At 73.3% G+C, this 20,999-nt stretch carries 18 protein-coding genes and 1 pseudogene; 10 read left to right on the top strand and 9 right to left on the bottom strand.

Annotated elements, in window-relative coordinates:
• The first annotated feature begins 57 nt into the window (after positions 1–57).
• Both HW837_RS37055 and HW837_RS37060 read left to right on the top strand, forming a co-directional pair.
• Positions 58–597 (top strand): hypothetical protein, encoded by a 540-nt coding sequence (locus tag HW837_RS37055; RefSeq protein WP_045561694.1) that lies wholly within the window; start codon positions 58–60, stop codon positions 595–597.
• An 86-nt stretch (positions 598–683) separates the two neighbouring features.
• Entirely contained in the window at positions 684–3,320 is a 2,637-nt protein-coding gene (locus HW837_RS37060) for an immunoglobulin I-set domain protein (RefSeq protein WP_193381237.1), read from the top strand.
• A 103-nt stretch (positions 3,321–3,423) separates the two neighbouring features.
• On the opposite strand, the gene HW837_RS37065 is transcribed toward HW837_RS37060, so the two are convergent.
• Entirely contained in the window at positions 3,424–4,128 is a 705-nt protein-coding gene (locus tag HW837_RS37065) for an HAD family hydrolase (RefSeq protein WP_045561696.1), read from the bottom strand.
• Between the two features lie 20 nt (positions 4,129–4,148).
• Positions 4,149–4,637, bottom strand: coding sequence for an Lrp/AsnC family transcriptional regulator (locus HW837_RS37070; RefSeq protein WP_045561697.1), 489 nt, complete (start codon positions 4,635–4,637; stop codon positions 4,149–4,151).
• A gap of 391 nt (positions 4,638–5,028) precedes the next feature.
• Between HW837_RS37070 and HW837_RS37075 the strand changes: the two genes are divergently transcribed.
• Positions 5,029–6,516 (top strand): FUSC family protein, encoded by a 1,488-nt coding sequence (locus HW837_RS37075; protein ID WP_193381249.1) that lies wholly within the window; start codon positions 5,029–5,031, stop codon positions 6,514–6,516.
• A 409-nt stretch (positions 6,517–6,925) separates the two neighbouring features.
• Entirely contained in the window at positions 6,926–7,999 is a 1,074-nt protein-coding gene (locus HW837_RS37080) for a lactonase family protein (RefSeq protein WP_313895680.1), read from the top strand.
• A 115-nt stretch (positions 8,000–8,114) separates the two neighbouring features.
• Here HW837_RS37080 and HW837_RS37085 read toward each other — a convergent pair whose 3' ends face one another.
• Positions 8,115–9,038 carry a sirohydrochlorin chelatase gene (locus HW837_RS37085; RefSeq protein ID WP_086786183.1) on the bottom strand — a complete coding sequence of 308 codons (924 nt, stop codon included), beginning with the start codon at positions 9,036–9,038 and terminating at the stop codon, positions 8,115–8,117.
• Positions 9,039–9,231: 193 nt separating this feature from the next.
• Positions 9,232–10,236, bottom strand: coding sequence for an N-acetylglucosamine kinase (locus HW837_RS37090; protein ID WP_196789826.1), 1,005 nt, complete (start codon positions 10,234–10,236; stop codon positions 9,232–9,234).
• Positions 10,237–10,357: 121 nt separating this feature from the next.
• Here HW837_RS37090 and HW837_RS37095 point away from each other — a divergent pair, with 121 nt between their 5' ends.
• From HW837_RS37095 to HW837_RS37120, 5 genes and pseudogenes are all read left to right on the top strand, one after another.
• Positions 10,358–11,035: a uracil-DNA glycosylase gene (locus HW837_RS37095; RefSeq protein ID WP_078853824.1), complete on the top strand. Its 678-nt coding sequence runs from the start codon at positions 10,358–10,360 to the stop codon at positions 11,033–11,035.
• A 454-nt stretch (positions 11,036–11,489) separates the two neighbouring features.
• Positions 11,490–11,660, top strand: a complete 171-nt coding sequence (locus HW837_RS49100) for a hypothetical protein (RefSeq protein ID WP_234442756.1) — start codon at positions 11,490–11,492, stop codon at positions 11,658–11,660.
• Positions 11,659–11,909 (top strand): annotated as a pseudogene (locus tag HW837_RS48200) (FAD binding domain-containing protein); the annotation flags it as partial. The gene HW837_RS49100 and the pseudogene HW837_RS48200, both read left to right, overlap by 2 nt.
• Before the next feature lie 366 nt (positions 11,910–12,275).
• Positions 12,276–13,154: an alpha/beta fold hydrolase gene (locus HW837_RS37115; RefSeq protein WP_193383047.1), complete on the top strand. Its 879-nt coding sequence runs from the start codon at positions 12,276–12,278 to the stop codon at positions 13,152–13,154.
• Between the two features lie 106 nt (positions 13,155–13,260).
• Complete coding sequence (locus tag HW837_RS37120) at positions 13,261–14,943, top strand: CocE/NonD family hydrolase (RefSeq protein WP_193383045.1); 1,683 nt, start codon at positions 13,261–13,263, stop codon at positions 14,941–14,943.
• A 68-nt stretch (positions 14,944–15,011) separates the two neighbouring features.
• On the opposite strand, the gene HW837_RS37125 is transcribed toward HW837_RS37120, so the two are convergent.
• From HW837_RS37125 to HW837_RS37145, 5 genes are read right to left on the bottom strand one after another with little or no spacing between them, the layout of a single operon-like run.
• Positions 15,012–16,364, bottom strand: a complete 1,353-nt coding sequence (locus HW837_RS37125) for a CocE/NonD family hydrolase (protein ID WP_193383046.1) — start codon at positions 16,362–16,364, stop codon at positions 15,012–15,014.
• Positions 16,365–16,424: 60 nt separating this feature from the next.
• On the bottom strand, positions 16,425–17,570 hold the full coding sequence (locus HW837_RS37130; protein ID WP_177261979.1) for a serine hydrolase domain-containing protein: 1,146 nt from the start codon (positions 17,568–17,570) through the stop codon (positions 16,425–16,427).
• A gap of 1 nt (position 17,571) precedes the next feature.
• Positions 17,572–18,399, bottom strand: a complete 828-nt coding sequence (locus HW837_RS37135; RefSeq protein ID WP_093790639.1) for an alpha/beta fold hydrolase — start codon at positions 18,397–18,399, stop codon at positions 17,572–17,574.
• A complete protein-coding gene (locus HW837_RS37140; protein WP_313895679.1) occupies positions 18,396–19,481 on the bottom strand; it encodes an ABC transporter ATP-binding protein in 1,086 nt (361 codons plus the stop codon). Before HW837_RS37140 ends, HW837_RS37135 begins: the two co-directional genes overlap by 4 nt.
• Complete coding sequence (locus HW837_RS37145) at positions 19,478–20,020, bottom strand: ABC transporter ATP-binding protein (RefSeq protein ID WP_272897469.1); 543 nt, start codon at positions 20,018–20,020, stop codon at positions 19,478–19,480. The genes HW837_RS37140 and HW837_RS37145 overlap by 4 nt, the downstream gene beginning before the upstream one ends.
• A gap of 29 nt (positions 20,021–20,049) precedes the next feature.
• Between HW837_RS37145 and HW837_RS49105 the strand changes: the two genes are divergently transcribed.
• Entirely contained in the window at positions 20,050–20,763 is a 714-nt protein-coding gene (locus HW837_RS49105; RefSeq protein WP_313895678.1) for a substrate-binding domain-containing protein, read from the top strand.
• Positions 20,764–20,999 lie beyond the last annotated feature (236 nt).

Raw genomic sequence — 20,999 nt, forward strand, 5'->3', positions numbered from 1 at the left:
TAAGCCTTGCCTAAGCTGGTCTCGGCCTCCTCGTTCTCGAGAAAGGTGCTCTCCCTCATGAGAGTCGTTCCCTCCGCCCGTACCGCCGCCCGCGCCGGTCTCGCCGTCGCCGCCTCCGCCGCTCTGACGCTGGGCCTCGCGACCTCGGCCTCCGCCGCCACCTCGACCCGCACGATCGTCGACGGCGCCACCACCTACAACCTGTCCCTGACCGCGCCGAACACGGCCGCCGCGTCGGGCCAGGTCATCACCGTCACCGGGTCCGGCTACAACGCGAGCCAGGGCGTCTACGTCGGCCTCTGCGTCGTCGACGGCGCGCAGGGCGCCAACAAGCCGACCCCCTGCTTGGGCGGCCAGGACGAGTCCGGCTCCACCGGCGCCTCGCACTGGATCAACAACACCTTCGGCGGCCTCTTCGCCAACAGCTCCAAGTTCGGCACCGGCGGCACCTTCAGCGTGAACATCTACGTCCAGGCCGCCCTCGAGGACGGCAGCGTCTGCGGCGAGGACGTCACCTGCGCGGTGGTCACCCGCGCCGACCACTTCGACTCCAACGACCGCAAGTACGACGTCCACGCCCCCCTCACCTTCCAGTAACCACCCACCGGGCCGGGCCCCTTCGCCACGGGGCCCGGCCCTCGGCGTCCCCCGGGTGCGGGGCGCACCCGACGAATGAGGTACCCATGAGAGACGACACCACGGGCCGGCGGCAGGGGCGTCCGGCCGGACCGCGGCTCGGACGCCCCGCGGCTCTCCTCGGAGCGGTCGCCCTGGTGGCTGCCACCGTCACCGCCGTCACGGTGAGCACCGCCGCCCAGGCCGCCGACACCCCGAAGACCGGCCTGGGCGCGAACGGGCAGCGACTGACCGTCTCCGCCTCCGCCAACCTCGATCCCGACGGCGAGAAACTGCGGGTCACCGGTTCCGGCTACGACACGACCAAGGCCGTCTACGTCGCCCTGTGCAAGGACAACGGCGACGGCAAGATCCCCTCCCCGTGCATCGGCGGCGCCGACGAGACCGGCACCGGCAGCTCCTCCCACTGGATCGTCCCCAAGGGGGACCCGTACGAGGGCAGCCTCGCCATCGCCTGGGGCGAGGGCGGCACCTTCGACGTCGAGATCGACATCGAGGCCGAGGACAACGGGGTCGACTGCGCCGAGGTCGGCTGTTCCGCGGTCACCCGCGTCGACCACCGCGACTCCGGCGACCGCTCCCAGGACGTCCGTGTCCCCGTCCGGTTCGCGGGCCAGGACACCGGAGGCGGTGATGGGGGCGGCGAGGGCGAGGACGTCCCCGCCGGCACCGTCGACTACGTCGAGTCCGCCGCGTTCCCGGCGGCCGGCAAGGTCAACGACCTGCTGCTGCACCCGGAGTCGGGGAAGCTGTACGCGGGTTCGGACAACTTCGCCGCCTCCGGAGCGGTCGACGAGCGGGGGCTGCACGCCCTCGACCCGGCGAACGGCAAGAGCCTCGGCCACACTCCCCAGTTCCCGGGCACGACCGGCACGCTCGGCCCGCGCGCCGTCGTACGGATCGCCGCCCCGCTCGCCGGCGACGGCGCCGTGTTCCAGTTCGCCCTGCGCGGCATCGGCACCGCCAAGGCCGGCGACCCGGCGGCCGCGGGCAAGTGGATCGCGGGCGCCAACATCACCGGGATCGGCCCCGGCACCAAGGGCTCCACGGTCCTGGTGGCCCAGGGCGCCCAGCTCTCCGAGGTCGACATCGCCACCGCCGTCCCCCTGGAGAACCGCACCCTCACCCTCGACGGCGGCTCCCTGCTCGGCGTCGACACGGCACGCGACGCGGCATGGTCCGTGGGCGCCGCCGGCGGCACCCTGCGCCGGATCGACACCCGCACCTTCACCGTCACCGCCTCGGCCGAACTCACCGCCCCGAGCGTCGAGTTCGTCGAGGCCGACCCGGCCACCGGCAACGTCTGGGTGGGCAGCGGCGACTCCGTCCTCGTCCACGACAAGGACGGCAAGCTCCTGAAGACGATCGAGGGGCCCGACGAGGCCACCGACATCGCCTTCGACACCGCCACCGGCCGGGCCTTCGTCGTCTGGCAGGACGACGGCACCCTCGGCGACGGCAGCGACGGCGTCAGCAACCTGGGCGTGTACGACACCACCACCTACGCGGAGACCGCCACCCGGACGAAGCTGGACGGCAACGACTCCCAGAACGGCGCCGCCTCCGTCGCCGTCGCCCCCGGCGGCACCACCGTCTACGTCAGCAGCCCCACCGAGGGCGAGATCACCAAGCTCGACCGCCGGATGTCCCCGAAGGTCACCCAGACCCCGACCGACCGGACCGTGGCACCGGGCGACGAGGTCTCCTTCGTCGCGGCGGCCGAGGGCACCCCGGCACCCACCGTGACGTGGGAGGTCAGCACCGACGGCGCCCAGACCTGGTCCGCGGTCGAGGGCGCGACGAAGCACACGTACACCTTCAAGGCGAAGGCGGCGCACGACGGTTACCGGTACCGTGCCGTGTTCAAGAACGCCGTGGGCACGACCCGCACCGCCGCCTTCACGCTCACCGTCACCGAGGCCGACGACAGCACCGGCGGTGGCGACGGGGGCGGCGACGGCGGGAACGACGAGCCCTCCGGCACGAAGACGGTCACCGGTTCCGACGGCCAGAAGCTCACCGTCACCCCCGTCAACAACCTCGCCACCGAGAACCAGACCCTGAAGGTCACCGGCTCCGGCTACGACGAGAACAAGGGCGTCTACGTCGCCCTCTGCGTCGACAACGGCGCGGGCGAACTCCCCTCCCCGTGCGTCGGCGGCGTCGACATGACGGGCGAGTCGCACTCCTCCGCGTGGATCTCCTCCAACCCGCCCGACTACGGCGAGGAGTTGGCCACACCGTACGAGGACGGCGGCGCGTTCGAGGTCGAGCTGACCGTCGACGCCAAGGACGAGTACACCGACTGCTTCAACGCCCGGTGCGTCCTCGCCACCCGCGCCGACCACACCCTGTCCGGCGACCGCTCGCAGGACGTCAAGGTGCCGGTCGCCTTCGTCGGCCAGGACCCGGTGGACACCGACGACGACGGCGGCGACACCGCCGGTGGCACCTCCACCGGCGGTACCTCCAGCGGAGGTTCGGCGTCCGGCGGCACCGGCGCCACCGGCACGACCGGCGCCTCCGGCAGTACGGGTGGCACCACGACCACCGGAGGCGGCGGGAGCCTCGCCTCCACCGGCCTCACCGTCCTCGGCGCGGCCGCCTCGGCCGCCGCGCTCACCGTGACGGGCTGGATCCTGCACCGGCGGGCCCGCAAGGCGGGCCAGGGCACGACCGCCTGAGCCGCCCGACCCCGGCCCCCTCGACCGGAGCCCGGTCCGCCGACACCCTCGGCGGACCGGGCTCCGACGCCACGAGCCACCCGACGCCACGAGCCACCCGACGTCATGAGCCACCCGAGGCCGCGATCCAGTCGTACGCCTCCCGCGCAGTGAACTCCTCCTGCCCGCCCCGCACGAGCAGTCCCGCCGTCGCGAACGCCGGGTCGTCGGCCTGCGCGGCGAGATACGGCACCGCGACGCACCGCATCCCGGCCGCGTGCGCGGCGGCCGCGCCCGGTGCCGCGTCCTCCAGGACGACACAGTCGGCCGGGTCGGCCCCCAGCCGACGGGCCGCCTCCAGGAACACGTCGGGAGCCGGCTTGCCGCGGTCGACCTCCTCCGCCGACACCACGGTCCGCAGAGACCCGTCGAGTCCCGTCGCGCCGAGGATCACCTCGATGGCCTCGCGCGACGACCCCGAGGCCACGGCCATGGGGACGCCGTCCGCCGCGAGCAGCTCCACGAACGTCCGCATCTCCGGGTAGACCCGGGTGCCGGTGCGCGCCAGCTCCAGATAGTGGCGGTTCTTGGCCGCGACGATCGCCTCGACGGGCGCTGCCAGGTCGTACCGCTCCTTCCAGTCCGAGACCGTCTCCTGGATGCTGATGCCGATGTACCGCTCGTGGTCCGCCCAGGTGAAGCCGGTGACACCGTGTTCGGCGAGGATGCGCACGCTCGCCTCGTAGTAGTTCGGCTCGCTGTCCACGAGTGTTCCGTCGAGATCGAAGATGACCGAAGTGCTTCGGGTGGTGTGACGGGTAGTGCTCATGAACGCCAGGATGTCATCGCTCAGTTCCGGGCCGGCCGGCCCGCCGCCGAGCCGATCGACTCCACCAACGGCGCCAGCCGGTACGGCACCCGCTCCCGCAGCGCCACCTCCGTACGCGTGCGCACCACGCCCGGCAGGCTGATCAGCGCCTGGATGACGTCCTCCAGATGCGCGTTGTCCCGCGCCACGACCCTGGTCAGGAGATCACCGCCGCCCGTGATCGAGAACGCCTCGACGATCTCCGGTACGGCCGCCAGCGCGTCGCCCACGTCGTCCAGGTGCCCCTGGGTGACCTCGATGTGCACGAAGGCCAGCACCGGGTGACCGAGCGCGGCGGGGGAGAGCGACGGGCCCGTGCCGGTGATCACTCCGTCCCGCTCCAGCCGGTCCAGCCGGGCCTGGAGTGTGCCCCGGGCGATGCCGAGGACGCGGGCGTACTCCCGCACGCTGGTGCGCGGCTGCTCCAGCAGCAGCCGCAGGATCCGGGTGTCGAGTTCGTCCACGGCCATGGCCCCTCCGCCTCCCGTGTGCTGTCGCGGTGATCATGAAGACTGTACCGATGGCCCAGTGAACCGCACCTCGCCCGAGCCACGTCACCCGCCCGCTCATCAGTCCCGTAGCCACCCGCACCGGTTGATCAGTTGGCCCAGCCGGTGCGGACTGCCCCTCCCCACCACTGGGCCAATGGCTCAGCCGGGGAGCGGCCTGTTGAGCCATGCGGGTCCGAGGTGGTACCTCTGCCGTATCCACGTAACTCAGGGCGCCGCGCGGTGCCGGAGCGGCGACGAGGCCGGATCCGGAGCGCGGCGCCTTCGCCGTGCCCGTCGCACGCCGGAGACCCCGGCCCGCGCGGGCGGGGCGGGCACCACGGCAAGGGGGCGGCACACGGTCATGAAGAGGATGTTCACGGCTCCCGATCCCGGGCACCTGCGGCTGCGGACCGCACTGCGCGCCGTCATCGGCGTGGGCGCCGCCGTGACCGCGTCCGAACTGGGCGGCCTCTCGCTCCCGGCGTCGATCACCGGGGGGCTGGCGGCCCTCCTCGCCCTGTTCACCGTCACCGACGCGGACGTCCCCGCCCAGCGGCTCACCACCGCGCTCCTGCCGGCGGCCGGGTTTCCCGTCCTCGCCGTGGCCGCCGTCCTGCACGACGCGCCCGCCGCCCGTGACGCCGCCTTCGTGGCCACCGTCTTCTGCGGTGTCTACGCCCGCCGCTGGGGGCCGCGCGGCCAGGCGCTCGGGATCTTCGCGTTCATGAGCTACTTCATCACGCAGTTCCTCCACACCGTCCCCGCGGACCTGCTCGGCCTGTACGCCGCCATGACGCTCGCGCTGCTGGTCGCGGGCGTGGTGCGGTTCCTGCTGTGGCCCGTCGAGCGCCGCCTGCCGCCGGTCGCGCTCCCCGCCGGCCCGGCCGGAGCGGGGCTGGCGCGGCCCACCACCCGGCAGGCGTGCCAGGCCGCGGTCGCCTGCTGCTGCGCCCTGCTCGTCGGCCAGGCCTTCTCCGAGGACCGCTGGTACTGGGCCGTCGGCACCGCCTGGTGGATCTTCGTCAACACAGCGTCGCGCGGCGAGACGCTGGTCCGCGGCTTCCGCCGGGTCCTCGGCACCGTGATCGGCGTCGCCGTCGGCCTGCTCGTCGCCGTCCCGCTGGACGGGGCGCCCGCGCCGTCCGCCGCGCTCGTCGCGGTCTGCGTCTTCGGAATCTTCTACACCGCGGCGGTCTCGTACTCCTGGATGATGCTGGCGGTCACCGTCATGGTCAGCCTCCTCTACGGCCTGCTCGGTGTGCTGGACCCCGGTCTGCTCGCGCTCCGGCTCGTCGAGACGGGGGTGGGCGCGGTGTGCGCCATGCTGGCCGTGGTCCTCGTCCTGCCGGTCACGACGCACGCGACCAACGACGCCTGGATCCAGCGGGCCCTGCACTGTGTGCACGCCGCCGCGACCGCCACCGCCGCCCGGCTGGAGGGCGTCCCCGGGGCCGACCCGGCTCCCCACGCCGCCGAACTGGAGCTGCTGTTCGGGCGGGCGCGGATGGCGCTCGCTCCGCTGGTCCACCCCCTGCACCCCTTCCGCGCCCGCAAGGCCCGCGCCCACGCGGCCCTGCGCCTCCTGGACGACTGCGTGGGCGAGGTCCGCGCCCTCGTCTCCGCCACCGCCGACCCCTCCGGTACGCGCGAGGCCTCCCTGATCGCCGCCTGCTGGCGGGTGAAGGCGGCCGTGGAGGCGCTGACGACCCCCGGTGCGCGGGCGACCGCCTCCGGCCCCGAGACGGTCGCCCCCGCGGAGGCCGGAGCCGCCCTCGGGCACCTGCACAACCTGGAGAGGGCCCTGTCGGAACTGGCCCACCCACTCGGCACGCCTCCCGGCTCGCGCACGGCCGCGTAGCCGCCCGCCGGTCGAACGTCCGTCAGCCGCCCGCCCGGCCGTCAGGCGCTCGCCCGGCCGTCAGGCGCTCGCCCGGCCGTCCGCCGCTCGCCCGGCCGTCCGCAGGCCGCCCGGCCGTCCGCAGGCCGCCCGCCTGCCCGCCGTCGCTGTGGCCCGCCCGCCGCCCATCCGCCCGCCGACCGAAAATCCGCCGCCCTCCTGCCCGGCCGAACCTCCGTGAGCCGTCCGCCTCCCCGTCGCCCGTCGCGTACTCCCGCCGCGCGCCCTCACCGCGCGTCCCGGGCGTCGCGCTCTCCGGAGCGAGGGCGGCCCGGGGGCGCACGTGGCTTCTCCCGCGCCGAGCCGGGGACTTTGGTCTAGACCTGCTGCTAGTGTTCGCCCGCACACGGGCGAGCGGGAGGGGACGGCAGTGACAGCGGAAGTGGACGCGGCGGGCAGGGGCACGGTGGGCGGGCCGCGACGTCGACGTGCGTACATCGGGTCGTTCACCTCGGCTGGGGGCCCCGGTGTCCTCGTCGCCGACATCGACGACAGGACCGGCGCGCTGACCGTCCTGTCGGACGCGGACGACGTCCCCGACCCCAGCTATCTGGCCCTCGCGCCGGACGGGCGCACCCTGTACGCGGTCAGCGAGCGGCCCGAGGGAGCCGTAGCCGCCTATCGGGTGACGGGCGACCGGCCCGAGTTGACCGGGCCCCCGGTGGCGGTCGGTGGCGGCCCCACCCACCTCGCCGTCCTCGCCGGTCACGTCCTGACCGCCGACTACGGCTCCGGCAGCGTCACCGCCGTCCCGCTGCGCCCCGACGGCACCCTCGCGGCCTCCGCGTCCGGGACCCTCCGGCGTGCCGCGTCCGGGCCCGGCCTCCGCGACGGGCGGGTACCGCATGCCCATCAGGTGGTGCCCGATCCGTCCGGCCGCCGGTTCCTCACCGTCGACCTCGGCACGGACTCGGTGCGGGTGTGCGCGGTGCGGGACGGTGTCCCCGTCGCGCACCACGAGACGACGCTGAGGCCGGGCTCGGGGCCGCGCCACCTCGTGCTCCACCCCGGCGGACCGGACGGATCGTATGTCTATGTGCTGAACGAACTGGCTCCCACGGTCACCGTCTGCCGCTGGAAGGCCCCTGACGGCCCGCTGGAGCCGTTGGGAGAGACCTCGGTGCTCCCGGAGCCCCCGGAGGGCGACGCGTACCCCTCGGGCCTCGCCGTGTCCCCCGACGGCCGCTTCGTGTGGACGGCCACCCGAGGCACGGACGTGCTCTCCGTGCTCGCCGTCGAGGGTGACGGACTGCGCCTGGTGGCGACCGTGCCCTGCGGCGGCCACTGGCCCCGCGCCCTCACCTACGCGGCGGGCACCCTCTACGTGGCCAACGAGCGCTCCGGCGACGTCACCTGGTTCACGGTCGACCCGCGCACCGGCCTGCCGGTGCGCGGCGGCTCGATCGAGGTGCCCGCGGCCTCCTGCGTCGTTCTGGCCGACTGAGGCCGCCCCGGGGGAGAGAGGGCGTGCGGCCCGGCGCGCGCACGGCCGAGGGCCCGCTCCTGCGAGAGGAGCGGGCCCTCGGGCGTCCGGTGCGCCGTCCCGCGCGGTGCCGGAGTCAGCGGACCGGCATGCCCTGGGGCTGCTGCGGCGCGATGCCGAGCGCGGTCGTGTACTTGCCCAGCGCCAGCTTGCCGATCGCCGGGTAGGGCCCGAGCGCCTCGGCGGCGGAGCAGCCCGCCTCCTTCGCGGCCTCCTCGATCAGACCGGCGTCGATCTCCGGCCCTATCAGGTACGGCGCGAGAGCCAGCTGCTGCGAGCCCGACGAGCGCAGCTGCTCGGCCACGGAGGTGATCGAACCCTCCTGGTCGAGGGCGGCGGCCATCACCGGCACCGCGAGCCGCGCGGCCAGCAGCATGCCCGTGATCCCGGCGGCCTGCACGGCCTCCTCGCCGCCCACGGTGGCGAGGACGATGCCGTCCGCGGCGGTGGCGACGGTGAACAGCCGGGCCCGGTCGGCACGTGCCAGTCCCGCCTCGGACAGGCGCACGTGCAGCGCCTCGGCGAGCAGCGGGTGCGGGCCGAGGACGTCGGTCAGCTCGGCCGCGATACGGCTCTCCATGACGGCCTGGCGGACCTGGCGGAGCGTGGCGCTGTCCGGACCGGCCAGCAGGGGCACGACGACGGCGACGAGGCCCTCCGGCTCCTTGACGTCCAGGCCGGCGGCGCGTGCCTGCTCGTAGCGGGCGGTGCGCTCCTCGGCGGCGCGCGCGAGCACCGACTGCAGCGTGGGGAACTCGTCGGCGCCCCCGTCGACGTAACCGATGCGCGCGTCGAGGCCGGGGAGCTCGGAGCGTGCGATGCTCACGACCTCCTCGGCGAGGCTGCGCGTGGCGGCGCTGGGCGTGCCCGGCACCGCGAGGACGAGCGCGGGCGCGCCCTCGGGAGCCGCCAGCGGCTCGGGACGGCGGTGCCGCCCGGGCTGGCGGGGTCGCGGCATTCGTACAGGCAGGCCGGACGCGGGCCCAGTGGGGGAACTCATGGCGCCGCATGTTACTGGCTTCTTGGGCTCCCCTGTTCGGGGAGGGTGCAGGTGAGCGGTATCCGTCCTGATTTGTCTGATGAGTTACGTGCCGATCAGGACCGATCGATACCGCATTAATCTGCTGAGCGGTGCACTTGGGTGACCACGGCGACGCTTGTCCGACAGGCTGGATTACTCCCTGTTTCAGGTACTACTTTTCGGCCACCACGTACAACATCCTCTCGTCGTACGGCAAGCCGAGCCCGCCGGCCGCCAACGCGGCGGCGATCCGCACGGCACCGGCGAGCGGATCCCCCTGCGCGGGCACCAGCGGCGCGTGCGGCAGCCGGTCGGCCAACTCCGCCGTCAAGGGGGCCAGGAGCGGGGCGCCCAGTGCGAACAGGCCGCCGGTCAGTGCCACTCGGGGCCCGCCCGAGGCCGGGCAGACGGCGGCCGCCGCGTCGGCCATGTGCCGGGCGGCCTCGCGCAGGATGCCGGCCGCCACCGGGTCGTCCCCGGCGCGGGCGGCCACCTCGGGCGCGAACGACGCGAGGACCGCCGGGCGGTCGGCCCTCGGGTAGATCCGGCCCGGGATCCCGGCCGGCGGGCCGAACACCTCCTCCGCGCGCGCCAGCAGCCGGGCCGAACCGCCGTCCCGCCCGTCGTGCGCCCGCATCGCCGCCTCCAGCCCGGCCCGCCCGATCCACGCGCCGCCGCCGCAGTCCCCGAGCAGGTGGCCCCAGCCGTCCGCCCGACGCCAGGCGGTCAGATCCGTACCGATCGCGATCAGCCCCGTACCGGCGGCGATCACCGCACCCGGCCGCGCGCCGAGGGCACCCGTGTACGCGGTGACCGCGTCGGCCACCAGCGCGACCCGGCGTACCCCCCACTCGCGCCTCAGCGCGGACGGCAGCTCGGCACGCAGCTGCTCGCCGAGCGAGGCGAACCCGGCGGCTCCGACGGCCACCGCGGCCGGACCCGCGTACCCGGCGCCGGCGAGCAACCGCCGCGCCATCGGCACCAGCAGCTCCAGCAGATGACCGGCGTCGATACCGCGCGCACCGGTCCGCACCGCCTCCCCGGACACCAGCGGCTCCCCGAGCACCTCGGTGCCCCGGGCCAGTGCCGCCCGCAACCCCGAACCGCCGGAGTCCACGGCGAGCACGACGGGAGCCTGGTCCTCGGCGGGCCCGGAGGGGCCCTCGTGACGGAGCAAGCCCCGCTCCTTCCTGCCTTGCCGCTGGACGAGCAGGAAGGGTAGCGCCTGCGCGAGGGGCCGTGGGCGGAACTTCCCTGGGTATGCGGGGTGTCTGTGTGTGCCAGTAGAGTGACGCGCCGTGGCACCACGACCTTTGCATGAACTTGTTGAAGCGGGCTGGGCGAAGGCCCTTGAGCCGGTTGCCGAACGCATCGCCGGTATGGGCGACTTCCTGCGGGCCGAGATAGCGGCGGGCCGGACCTATCTGCCGTCCGGGGCGAACGTCCTGCGCGCCTTCCAGCAGCCCTTCGACGACGTCCGCGTCCTGATCGTCGGTCAGGACCCCTATCCCACGCCGGGCATGGCGATCGGGTTGAGCTTCGCGGTGGCGCCGGAGGTGCGTTCGCTGCCGGGCAGCCTGGAGAACATCTACCGCGAGATGCACTCCGACCTCGGACTGCCCCGGCCGTCCAACGGCGACCTGACCCCCTGGACCCGGCAGGGCGTGCTGCTGCTCAACAGAGCGCTGACGACGGCCCCGCGCAAGCCGGCCGCGCACCGCGGCAAGGGCTGGGAGGAGGTCACGGAGCAGGCGATCAGAGCGCTGGCCGGGCGGGGGAAGCCGCTGGTGTCGATCCTGTGGGGCCGTGACGCCCGCAACCTCCGTCCCCTCCTCGGCGAGCTGCCGGCGATCGAGTCCGCACACCCGTCCCCGATGTCGGCGGACCGGGGCTTCTTCGGCTCACGCCCCTTCAGCCGCGCCAACGACCTGCTGCTGCGCCAGGGCGCCCAGCCGGTGGACTGGCGACTGCCCTAGGGCCCTTCTGATGGATCTCCGCGGCGTCGCGACGCCCGGCACGCACGCTCGCCGCACGCCGCGAAGGGCCAGGTGGCTCCGCCACAAGACCCTCCATGCCGCACGCCGAGCGCACGCACCGAACGCCGCTCCTTCTCCCACGGAGATCCATCAGAAGGGCCCTAACCCACGCCGCCCCTGACGGCCACGCTCCTTTCGAACCGCCGCCCGAGGCCCGGCCCGCCGACGCACCGACGGTGGGCACGAGGCAGGGAGCCGGCCCCCTCCCCATGCCCGGCCGCCGGCCCTCTCCCCGTGCCCGGCCGCCGCCACCGCCGCCGACAGCCGGATCGCTGTTCCTCCCGTCGGGGGATCTCCCGAGGGAAGCCCCGTCGGGTCTCCGGAGGGAGGCCCGGAAGGGTCTCCCGGGAATCCTCCCGAGGGGACTTCGCCGGCTCCGTCCCGGCGCACCTTCATCGCGACCACCACCACCACCACCGTCGGCGCGGTAGTGGCCGGTGGCCTCGTCCCCGGGCCGTCCGTGTTCGGCGCGAGCCCCCCGACGCCGTCGAGGCGGCGCCCGGCAGCCGTGGCTCCCCGACCGTCAACGGCGAGCGTCGCACCCTCACGGTCGACAACCGCTTGAAGCCCTCGACGCGCACCGCGCCGGCGGCCGTTACATCGCCGACGGCACGACCCTGGTCGACCTGATGCGCGAGACCGTCGAACGCCCCGACACCCTGGTCGACATCAGCGCGGGCTGCGCATCGGCGCGCTGGTACGAATGTCCGAGGCCGCCACCCGCCGGGGAGTGCGCGCCCTGTACCCGGTCGTCTCCGAGGCGCTGGAGCTCAGCGCGTCGGCTCAGCTGCGCGACATGGCCACCACCGGCGGCACATTCTGCGACTCATCTTGCTACTCGGTATCAGCGCTGACCGAGGTCCAAGGTCTTCACTCGCCCAACTCGCGGCATGCCGCTTGCGCTTGCCCTTGCGCTGGGAAACCGATCGGTTTACTGTGATGCAAAACCGATCGGTTTCCGATGTGTGGAGGTAGTCATGACCGCTCTGGCGGTGGCGCCGGAGGTGACGGACCCGGCGTCCGTGGCGGCGGCCGTCGTGAGGGCGCAGGATGTCACCCCGTGCTGATCGACAACACGGGTGCCGCGGTCGGCGCGTCCTCCTCACCCAAAAGCACCTCCACCCCCACGCACACCCCCAACCAGTCAGCCGGCAAATCAGCCGAGGGAAGGCAGCCCGACATGCCCAGCCAGGAACCGCGCCCCACGATCCACATCGCGGGGACCACCACCCACACTCTCGCCCCGCGCGCGGGACACCACGGCCGGGAGGGAACCCTGCGCTACCTCAAGGCGGGCACCGGCGCCCCTCTGGTGCTGCTGCACACCGTCCGCACCCAGGCCGAACACTTCCGCCTCCTCATCCCGCTGATCGCGGAGCAGTACACGGTGTACGCCCTCGACCTGCCGGGGATGGGCTACTCCGAGATCGTGCCCGGAGCGTCGTACGACGAGCCGGCCATGCGCACCGGCGTCGAACGCCTCCTCACCGAACTCGACCTGCACGACGTGACGTTGGTGGGGGAGTCCATGGGAGCGGTGCTCGCCCTGACGGCCGCTGCCGATCTCCCCGAGCGGGTCCGGCGCGTCGTCGCGGTCAACGCCTACGACTTCCCCGGCGGGATCGCCCGCTCCAGCCTCCTCGCCCGCGTGGTGGTCAGCGGTGTCCTCGCCCCCGGGGTGGGCCCGGCGATCGCCGGGGTGGAGCCCAAGCCCGCGCTCACCAAGATCTTTGAGGGCGGCCTGGGCGACAGGAGCGCGCTGCGCGAGGACTACGTCGACGAGTTGCTCCAGGTGGGCAGACGTCCCGGCTATCCGACCGTCGCCAGGGGCGTGTACCAGGCCCTGCCCAGTCTGATCGCGGCCCGCGAGCGGTACCCCGAGGTCAAGGCTCCCATCCACCTCGTCTACGGCGAGAAGGACTGGTCCCGCCCCTCGGACCGGGAAGCCAACAGGAAGCTGCTGCCCGCCGCCGACTTCACCCAGGTGGCGAAGGCCGGCCACTTCATCGCCCTGGAACGGCCCGAGGTGCTGGCCGACCTGCTGAACGCGGTGGCGTAGACGTCCCGGGACCGCCGAGGTCACCCCCGATCGGGGGTGCCGGGCGGGTGGGGACACGGTCGACCATGGTCCCGCGAAGGCGTCGTGGCAGGCAGAGGAGCAGCACATGACGGAGATCCGGATCGAGTTCGACGTACCCGCCGAGATGCGTGACGGCACGGTGCTGCGCGCGGACGTCTACCGGCCCGGCGGCAGCGGACCGTGGCCGGTCCTGCTGAGCAGGCTGCCGTACGGGAAGCAGATGGCCCTGGCGATCGCCGTACTCGACCCTCTGGCGGCGGCTCGGCGTGGCTTCATGGTGGTCCTCCAGGACACCCGCGGCCGGTTCGCCTCCGAGGGGGAGTGGGAGCCGTGGACGCACGAGGAGAACGACGGGTACGACACCGTACGGTGGGCCGCGGCGCTGCCCGGCGCGAACGGCTCCGTCGGCATGATCGGTGCCAGCTATTTCGGCAACACGCAGTGGATGGCGGCGCTGTCCAAGCCGCCGGAGCTGAAGGCGATCGCCCCGATGGTCACGTGGTCCGATCCGGACGACGGACTGTGGACGCGCGGCGGTGCGATCGAACTCGGCATCACCGCGCCCTGGACGCTCATGATGGGCGCCGACGCGCTGATGCGCCGGCACGGCACGGACCCCGCCGCGCTCGTCGGCGGCGTCGGCAGGCTCGTGGAGGATTTCGACGGCCTGGCCGACGGCGGCTACGGCGAGCTGCCCGCCGGGCGGTTCCCCGCGTTCGTCCGGCACGACCTTCCCGAACTGGGCTACGAGCGGTCCCGGCGGGAGCCCGAGTGGGCGCGGGCCTGCCGGGTCGAGGGCCGGCACGACGAGGTGGACCTGCCCACCCTCCAGGTCGGCGGCTGGTACGACATCTTCGCCCAGGGCACGCTCGACAACTTCACCGCGATGCGCCGCGCCGGCCGCTCCGCCACGCTGATCATGGGCCCGTGGACTCACGCCAACCAGCAGCATGTCATCGGCGACGTCAACTTCGGGTTCGGCGCGAACTCCGCCTTCATGGGCATGCGCGGACCTCTGCACGGTCTCCAACTCGACTGGTTCCAGCGCACGATCGGGGACGGCAACGGCGAGGAGCCGGAGCCGGACACGGGCAAGGTGCTGCTGTTCGTCATGGGCGTCAACCAGTGGCGCGAGGAGACGGAATGGCCCCTGGCGCGGGCCGTCGACACGGACTTCCACCTCCGCGCGGAGGGAGGCCTGACCCCTGAGCCGCCGTCCGCCGCCGAGCGGCCCGAGGAGTTCACCTACGACCCGATGAACCCGGTCCGTACGGTCGGCGGCGCCTTGTTGCTGACCGACGACTTCCGTCCCGGGCCGCTCGACCAGACGGCCGTGGAGGCGCGCGAGGACGTCCTGGTCTTCACCACCGAACCACTCGCCGAGGACATCGAGGTGACCGGCCGCGTCAAGGCCGTGCTCTTCGCCGCCACCGACGGCCCCTCGACCGACTGGGTGGCCCGCCTGTGCGACGTCGACGAACACGGTGTCTCCCGCAACGTGACCGACGGCATCGTGCGAGTCCGGGAGGCGACCCCCGGCGAGCCGGCCGAGCATGTCGTGGACCTGTGGTCGACCAGCATCGTCTTCCGGGCCGGGCACCGCATACGGGTCCAGATCACCTCCAGCAACTTCCCCCGCTGGGACCGCAACCTCAACACCGGCGAACCCGAGGAGAGCGCGACCGAGGCCCGAGTCGCCCGCCAGCAGGTCTTCCACGACCCCACCCGCCCCTCCCGCATCGTCCTGCCGGTGGTGCCGCGGGCCTGACAGGAAGCAGCGGGGCCGAGGACGTCACCACACTGATCGCCACTGATCGCCACCCGGGCGCCCGGTCCTCAGCCTGACGGCGTAGGCAGGATCACGCGGGAGACCGCGCCGCTGTCGTGGTGGACGGTGTGTGTGCAGGGCCGCAACTTGCTTCCGGTGCCGGGGAGTTCACCGGTGCCCTCGTTTCGTGCGTACCGGGGGTGGGAGCCGCCGGCTATGAGCAGGCGTATGCGGTGTCCGGCCTTGACCTGGTGGGCGCAGGCGTCGAGGCGTACGCGCACGGTCTGGGCCTGGTCGAGGGGCGAGGCGGGATCCAGGCGCAGGAGTCCTTCGGCGACGTTACGGGACACGCCTTTGGGGTTGACGTCGCAGAGCCGGACGAAGACGTCGGCGTGCGGGTTGCTCCTGGTGTGCGCCAGTTCGACGACGGGTGTTCCCATGATCTCCAGCGGCGCGGTCAGCGGGTCGGTGGTGAAGGTGAGTACATCGGGACGGCTCTCCAGTTCGGCGTTGTCCTTGCTTCCGGCGTCGAGGGTGAGCAGTGGGCCGCCGAGGGTGGGTGTGGGGTCGGCCGGGTCGTAGAGGTAGGTGGAGGGCGGGCCGTCGTTCGGCGCGTCGGCCAGGAGCCTGCCGCCCGGCTGGAGGTGGCGCACGGTCTCGCCCGTCGCCGGCGGCCATGCGGCCAGCTGCCGCCAGGCGCCCTGCCCGGTGACGTACACCTCGACGGGGAACGCGGAGCGTGGCTGGGCCGGTCCTTCGCCCGCGAGGTGGGTCTCCAGCCATGCGAGGTTGCCGCGGAGCAGACGGCCCATGCCCTTCTGGCCCCCTTCGTTGTGGGTCCAGGGGCCGACGGTGAGCGAGACGTCGATGCCACGGGCGCGCAGTGACTCGTACTGGTGCAGGGTCTGGTCGAGGAAGAGGTCCTGCCAGCCCGCGGTGAGCCGCACCGGGACGTGCGCCCTTTGGAGGGCGTCGTCGAGCTTGAGCCGCTCCCACACCGGAGCGCCGCGCTCCGGTGTGGTCAGCCATTCGCGGAACCACGGCGCGCGGTGCCCGGTCGCCGCGTCGGCCTCGTTCGCCATCGGGGAGAAGTCGCCCGTGGAGCCGAACGTGCCGCGGCAGCTCTGCAGCACGACGTGATACCCGCGGTCCGCGTAGACCCTCGCCTCCAGGTCGTGCGGGAAGCCGCGTCCGTACGGGGTGCGCACGAGGACGGTGCCCTTCGGCCGGCCGGTGACAGGGGCGTAGTGGTCCGTCACCAGCACGGCGCCGTCGCGCGCGGGCGTCGGGATGTTCCGCTCGACCCGATAACCGTGCCGGGTGCCCGGCAACCGCATCAGGCGGGTCAGGAGCCGGTCCGTCGCGCGGACGGCCGGGCTCGGGGGCGTCGGGCCGGTGGGGCGGGGAAGTGTCGTGGTCATCGCCTGGTCTCTGGTTCTACGAAGGGCTGGTGTCAGGGGTGAAGCGGCGGAGCCCGGCTTTCACAGGCAAGCACGCAGCGCGCGGCTGAGCGCGTCGGCCCGGTCGTCGGGGAGGCCGCCGGGCTGTGCGGTCTGGTAGGCGAAGGCGACCTCGTACTCCGGATGCGCGAAGCCGAGACAACCGCCCAGGCCGTCGTGGCCGAAGCTGCCGGGGCCGATCATCGGCCGGTGGGCGGAGCTGGTCATGAAGCCGGTGCCCCAGCCGCTGCTCACATCGGGACCCACGAACGGACGGCCCTCCGAGCGCACCACGAGGGCATCGCGGACGATGTCCGGCCCCAGCAGCCTGACTCCGTCGACCTCGCCGACCGTGGCCGCGTACAGCCGCGCCAGGCCGCGGGCGTCGGTCACTAGGTTGCCCGCCGGTATCTCGGCCGACAGCCACGCCTGCGTGTTGGCGACCTGGGCGATCCGGGCAACGTCGATGAGGCCCCCCAGGCCGATGGAGCGTTCGATCATCGGCGCGGCGAGAGCTTCGGCCATCATCGCGACGGCCTCGGGGTCCGTGCTGGGCAGCGGGTCCGCCAGGGGATGGAGGTCGGCGGACGCGGGGTCGGCGCCGAACGTCATCGTCAGGCCCAGAGGCTCGGCCACATGCTCGCGCAGCCACTGGCCGGGGCGCAGTCCCGTGGCCCGGCGCAGCACCTCGCCGGCCAGCCAGCCGAACGTGAGCGCGTGATAGGCGTACGCCGTCCCGGGCGGCCAGGCCGGTGCCTGCCGGGCCAGCGCGTCCGCGACCGGGTGCCAGGCGCGCAGGTCCTCCCACGTCAGTTCCGCCTCGGGCGCCACCAGGCCGGCCCGGTGCGCGAGAAGGTGCCGTACGGTCGTCGCGTCCTTGCCGTTCTCGGCGAACTCCGGCCAGTACTTCGCCACCGGGGCGTCGAGGTCGATCAGGCCGCGCTCGGCGGCCATCAGCACACAGACGGTGGTGACGCCCTTGCTGACCGAGAACACCACGGTGCGGGCGTCGGGCGTCCAGGCACCCCGGGCGGTCTGCCCGGCCCAGATGTCCACCACCGGCGCTCCCTGGGCGTACACCACACAGGAGGCGGCCGTATCGCCGCGGTGGCGGAAGTTGTCGGCGAAGGCGTCGGCGACGGGTTCGAAGCCACGGGAGACGTGGCCGTTCACCGGTGCTGCTGTCATGTCACGCACTCCCTCGTGCCGCGTTGTCCCGAATCTGGGTGATGATCTGTGGCCAGAGCGGACGGGGGAGCTCATGACCCATGCCGGGATAGATGGTCAGCTTCGAGTCCGCGATCAGTTCGTGCATGAGCCGGGACCCTTCGGTGCCGATCAGGCGGTCGCCGTCGCCGTGCAGGATCGTGGTGGGCACCGTGATGTGATGCAGGCGCGGCGTGCGGTCGGGGGAACGGTCGAGCGACTCCACCTGTCGCAGGACGCCGTCGGGGTCGTGGCCGCGGTCGTACATCTGGCCGCCCAGCTCGCGCAGCCACGCGATGTCCTGGGGGTATCCGGGTGAGGCGCACACCGCTTCGTTGTCCAGGTACAGCGCGATCGCCTCGTCGCGGGTACGGGCCCGTGGGCGCCGAGTCCGCTCGTCGACCAGGTCGCGTCCGCCGATGTAGGCCGTGCTGGGGGCCGTGTAGACCAGGGCGAGGCTGAGGACCCGGGTGGGGTGGTCGAGGGCGAGCTGCTGGGCGACCATGCCGCCCATCGACTGTCCGACGATGTGCGCGGCGGTGATGCCGAGCGCGGTGAGCAGGCCCGCGGTGTCGTCCGCCAGGTCGGCCAGGGTGTAGCCGCCCTGCGGGAACTTCTGCGACAGGCCGACGTCCCGGTTGTCGAAGCGCAGGACGTGGAAGCCCGCGTCGGCGAGTCGCCGGCACAACTCGGCGCGCCAGCCGAGCATATGGGCTCCGAGTCCCTGGATCAGCAGCAGCGGAGGGTCGTGGGGATCGCCGAAGGTGTCGTAGCCGATCGACACCCCTTCTGGCGTGGTGACGATGGTCATGGGCGTCTCCTGTCGGTCGTCGGGTCGAGCGCGTGCGGGTGACGGCGGTCGCCGGGCCGAGGGGGGCCGGTGGCGACGTCGGGCCCGCGTGCGGGTTCCGGCGCCGGCGCGCCGCCGAGCTCCCGCCACCGGTGGCAGGCGACGGTCGTGCCCGCCGGGGTCTGTTCGAGCGGTGGCCGTTCGGTGTGGCACGGCGGGGCCGCGTGGAGGCAGCGGCCGGCGAAGGGACACCCGGTGCCGGAGACCGGGCCGGTGTTGTCGTCCGTGCGTACGCGGCGCATGCGGCGTTCCGCCTGGCGCACCGGGTCCGGGACGGGCGCCGCGTCGAGCAGGGTCCTGGTGTACGGGTGCGCCGGCGTCGCGTGGACCGCGTCGGCGGGGCCCTGCTCCATGATCTGTCCGCGGTAGAGGACCATGATCCGGTGCGAGAGGTGCCGGACCACGTCCAGGTCATGGGCCACGAACACGTAGCCGAGCGCGAACTCGTCCTGCAACTCCCGCAGCAGATTGAGCACTTGGGCCTGCACCGAGAGGTCCAGCGCGCTGACCGGCTCGTCGCAGATCACCAGCCGCGGTCGGGCGACGAGGGCACGGGCGATGGCGATGCGCTGCCGCTGGCCGCCGGAGAAGCCCGACGGGTGACGGTCCGCGGCGGACGCGGGCAGTCCGACGCGTTCCAGCATGGCGACGACCCGCTCACGGACCTCGTCCCCGGCCAGTTTCTCGGCCCGCAGCGACTCGCCCAGCGTCTTGGCGACGGTGCGGGTCGGGTTCAGGGAGCTGTAGGGATCCTGGAAGATCACTTGCAGGTCGCGGCTGAGCGCGCGGCGCCGTCTGTGGTCGGCCCGGGTGATGTCCTCGCCCGCGAACTCGATCCGGCCGTCGGTCGGCGGCACGAGTCCGAGCACGGCCCGGCCGATGGTGCTCTTGCCGGAGCCCGATTCGCCGACGACACCCAGCGTCTCCCGTTCGGCCACGGAGAAGCTGACGCGGTCGACGGCTCGCAGGACGGGTGAGCCGTGGCCGCGACGGAAGTGCACCGACAGATCACTGACTTCGAGGAGGTTCGTCTCGTCGTTCACGACGTGCCTTCCGTCCGGTGGGCGTGGAGGCAGCGGGCCTCGTGGGAGGCACCGGTCTCGACGAGGGGGATCCCGCCGGTGCCGCACTGGTCGGTGGCGTGCGCGCATCTCGGCCGGAAGTGGCAGCCGCGCGGCCACGCCCCCGGCATCGGGACCGCGCCCGGGATGGTGGGCAGCACCGCCGAGCCGTGCCTGTTGTGCGGGTTGGAGGCGAGCAGCGCCCGGGTGTAGGGGTGGCGCGGGGTGCCGAACAACTCCTGCACGCCCGCACGTTCGGCGATCTGCCCGGCGTACATCACCACGACCCGGTCGCACATGTCGGCGACCACGCCCAGGTCATGGGTGACGAGCATGATCGCCATGTCCCGGTCGCGCTGCAGCGCGCGCAGCAGATCGAGGATCTCCACCTGGATGGTGACGTCGAGGGCGGTGGTCGGCTCGTCGGCGATCAGGAGCTTCGGCTCGCCGGCGAGGGCCCGCGCGACGACCACGCGCTGGGCCATGCCGCCCGACAGCTCATGCGGGTAGCGACGGGCCACCAGATGGGGTTCGGGGCCGCTCCCTGGGCGTGGCCGGTTACACCTGCGTGTACCTCCACCACGACGAGACGGCCACGCCGCTGGCCGACCTCTGGCAGCACGTCCAGCCGGCCGTGGTCGTCGCGTTCGGCAGTCTGCCGCCCGCCGACGCGCAGTCGCTGCGGCGGGCGGAAATCCCGCTGCTCGACGGTGTGTTCACGCCGGACGGCGCCCGTCTGACCGGGCTGCGCCAGGAGGACATCGGGCGCCTGCAGATCGAGCATCTCGCGGCACGGGGCCACCGGCGCATCGGATACGCCGCGCTGGACGACCCCCGGGAGCGCCCCTTCTGCCGGCCGCGCCTGGAGGGGGCCGCCCGGGCCTGCGACGAGCTGGGTCTGCCGGCCCCGCAGGTCGTCAGCATGCGCTACTCACGGGCCAGTGCCCGGGACGCCGTGGTGGAGTGGACGCAGGGCGGCACCCCGGTCACCGCGGTCGCCGCCTTCAACGACCTGATCGCTCTCGCCGTCCTGGCGAGCTGCCGCACGCAGCACATCGCGATCCCGGACGATCTGGCGCTCATCGGCGTCGACGACCTCCCCGTGAGCTCACTCGCCGTACCGGCCCTGACCACCATCGGGATGGACCTCACCGCGGCGGCCGACAACCTCACCGCCGGTGTCCTCTCGGCGGTCGGGGCCCCGGCCCCGGCGGCGTCCGGCGCGGGCGACATCCTCGCCCTCATCCACCGCGAGACGACATAGCCGCCACGGCCCGGCCGCCGAAGTGCACCGCACCGGCCGTTCCGGGACACCGAGCGGTCACCCCGTCCCGGTGAAACGAAGCCGGCAGGCACCGCGTGGAGGCGGTACCTGCCGGTCGGGCGTGGGGGCGGGTGTGAGGGGGGTGCCTCTATGTCCTTCGTCAAGGCACCCCTGTCGGGTTTGGGGTGATTCAGGCTTGCTGGGGTCATGCGGCGAGTTCGACGTCCGCGGGCGTG

The sequence above is a fragment of the Streptomyces caniscabiei genome (genome assembly GCF_014930365.1).
GTDB lineage: Bacteria > Actinomycetota > Actinomycetes > Streptomycetales > Streptomycetaceae > Streptomyces > Streptomyces caniscabiei.

What these genes read in the sequence shown, in the direction of transcription:
- HW837_RS37085 (WP_086786183.1), bottom strand. Translation starts at nt 9,038, where the DNA reads ATGAGTTCCCCCACTGGGCCCGCGTCCGGCCTGCCTGTACGAATGCCG.
- HW837_RS37075 (WP_193381249.1), top strand. Translation starts at nt 5,029, where the DNA reads ATGTTCACGGCTCCCGATCCCGGGCACCTGCGGCTGCGGACCGCACTG.
- HW837_RS37135 (WP_093790639.1), bottom strand. Translation starts at nt 18,399, where the DNA reads ATGACCATCGTCACCACGCCAGAAGGGGTGTCGATCGGCTACGACACC.
- HW837_RS37060 (WP_193381237.1), top strand. Translation starts at nt 684, where the DNA reads ATGAGAGACGACACCACGGGCCGGCGGCAGGGGCGTCCGGCCGGACCG.
- HW837_RS37115 (WP_193383047.1), top strand. Translation starts at nt 12,276, where the DNA reads ATGCCCAGCCAGGAACCGCGCCCCACGATCCACATCGCGGGGACCACC.
- HW837_RS37065 (WP_045561696.1), bottom strand. Translation starts at nt 4,128, where the DNA reads ATGAGCACTACCCGTCACACCACCCGAAGCACTTCGGTCATCTTCGAT.
- HW837_RS37130 (WP_177261979.1), bottom strand. Translation starts at nt 17,570, where the DNA reads ATGACAGCAGCACCGGTGAACGGCCACGTCTCCCGTGGCTTCGAACCC.
- HW837_RS37070 (WP_045561697.1), bottom strand. Translation starts at nt 4,637, where the DNA reads ATGGCCGTGGACGAACTCGACACCCGGATCCTGCGGCTGCTGCTGGAG.
- HW837_RS37055 (WP_045561694.1), top strand. Translation starts at nt 58, where the DNA reads ATGAGAGTCGTTCCCTCCGCCCGTACCGCCGCCCGCGCCGGTCTCGCC.
- HW837_RS37120 (WP_193383045.1), top strand. Translation starts at nt 13,261, where the DNA reads ATGACGGAGATCCGGATCGAGTTCGACGTACCCGCCGAGATGCGTGAC.
- HW837_RS37125 (WP_193383046.1), bottom strand. Translation starts at nt 16,364, where the DNA reads ATGACCACGACACTTCCCCGCCCCACCGGCCCGACGCCCCCGAGCCCG.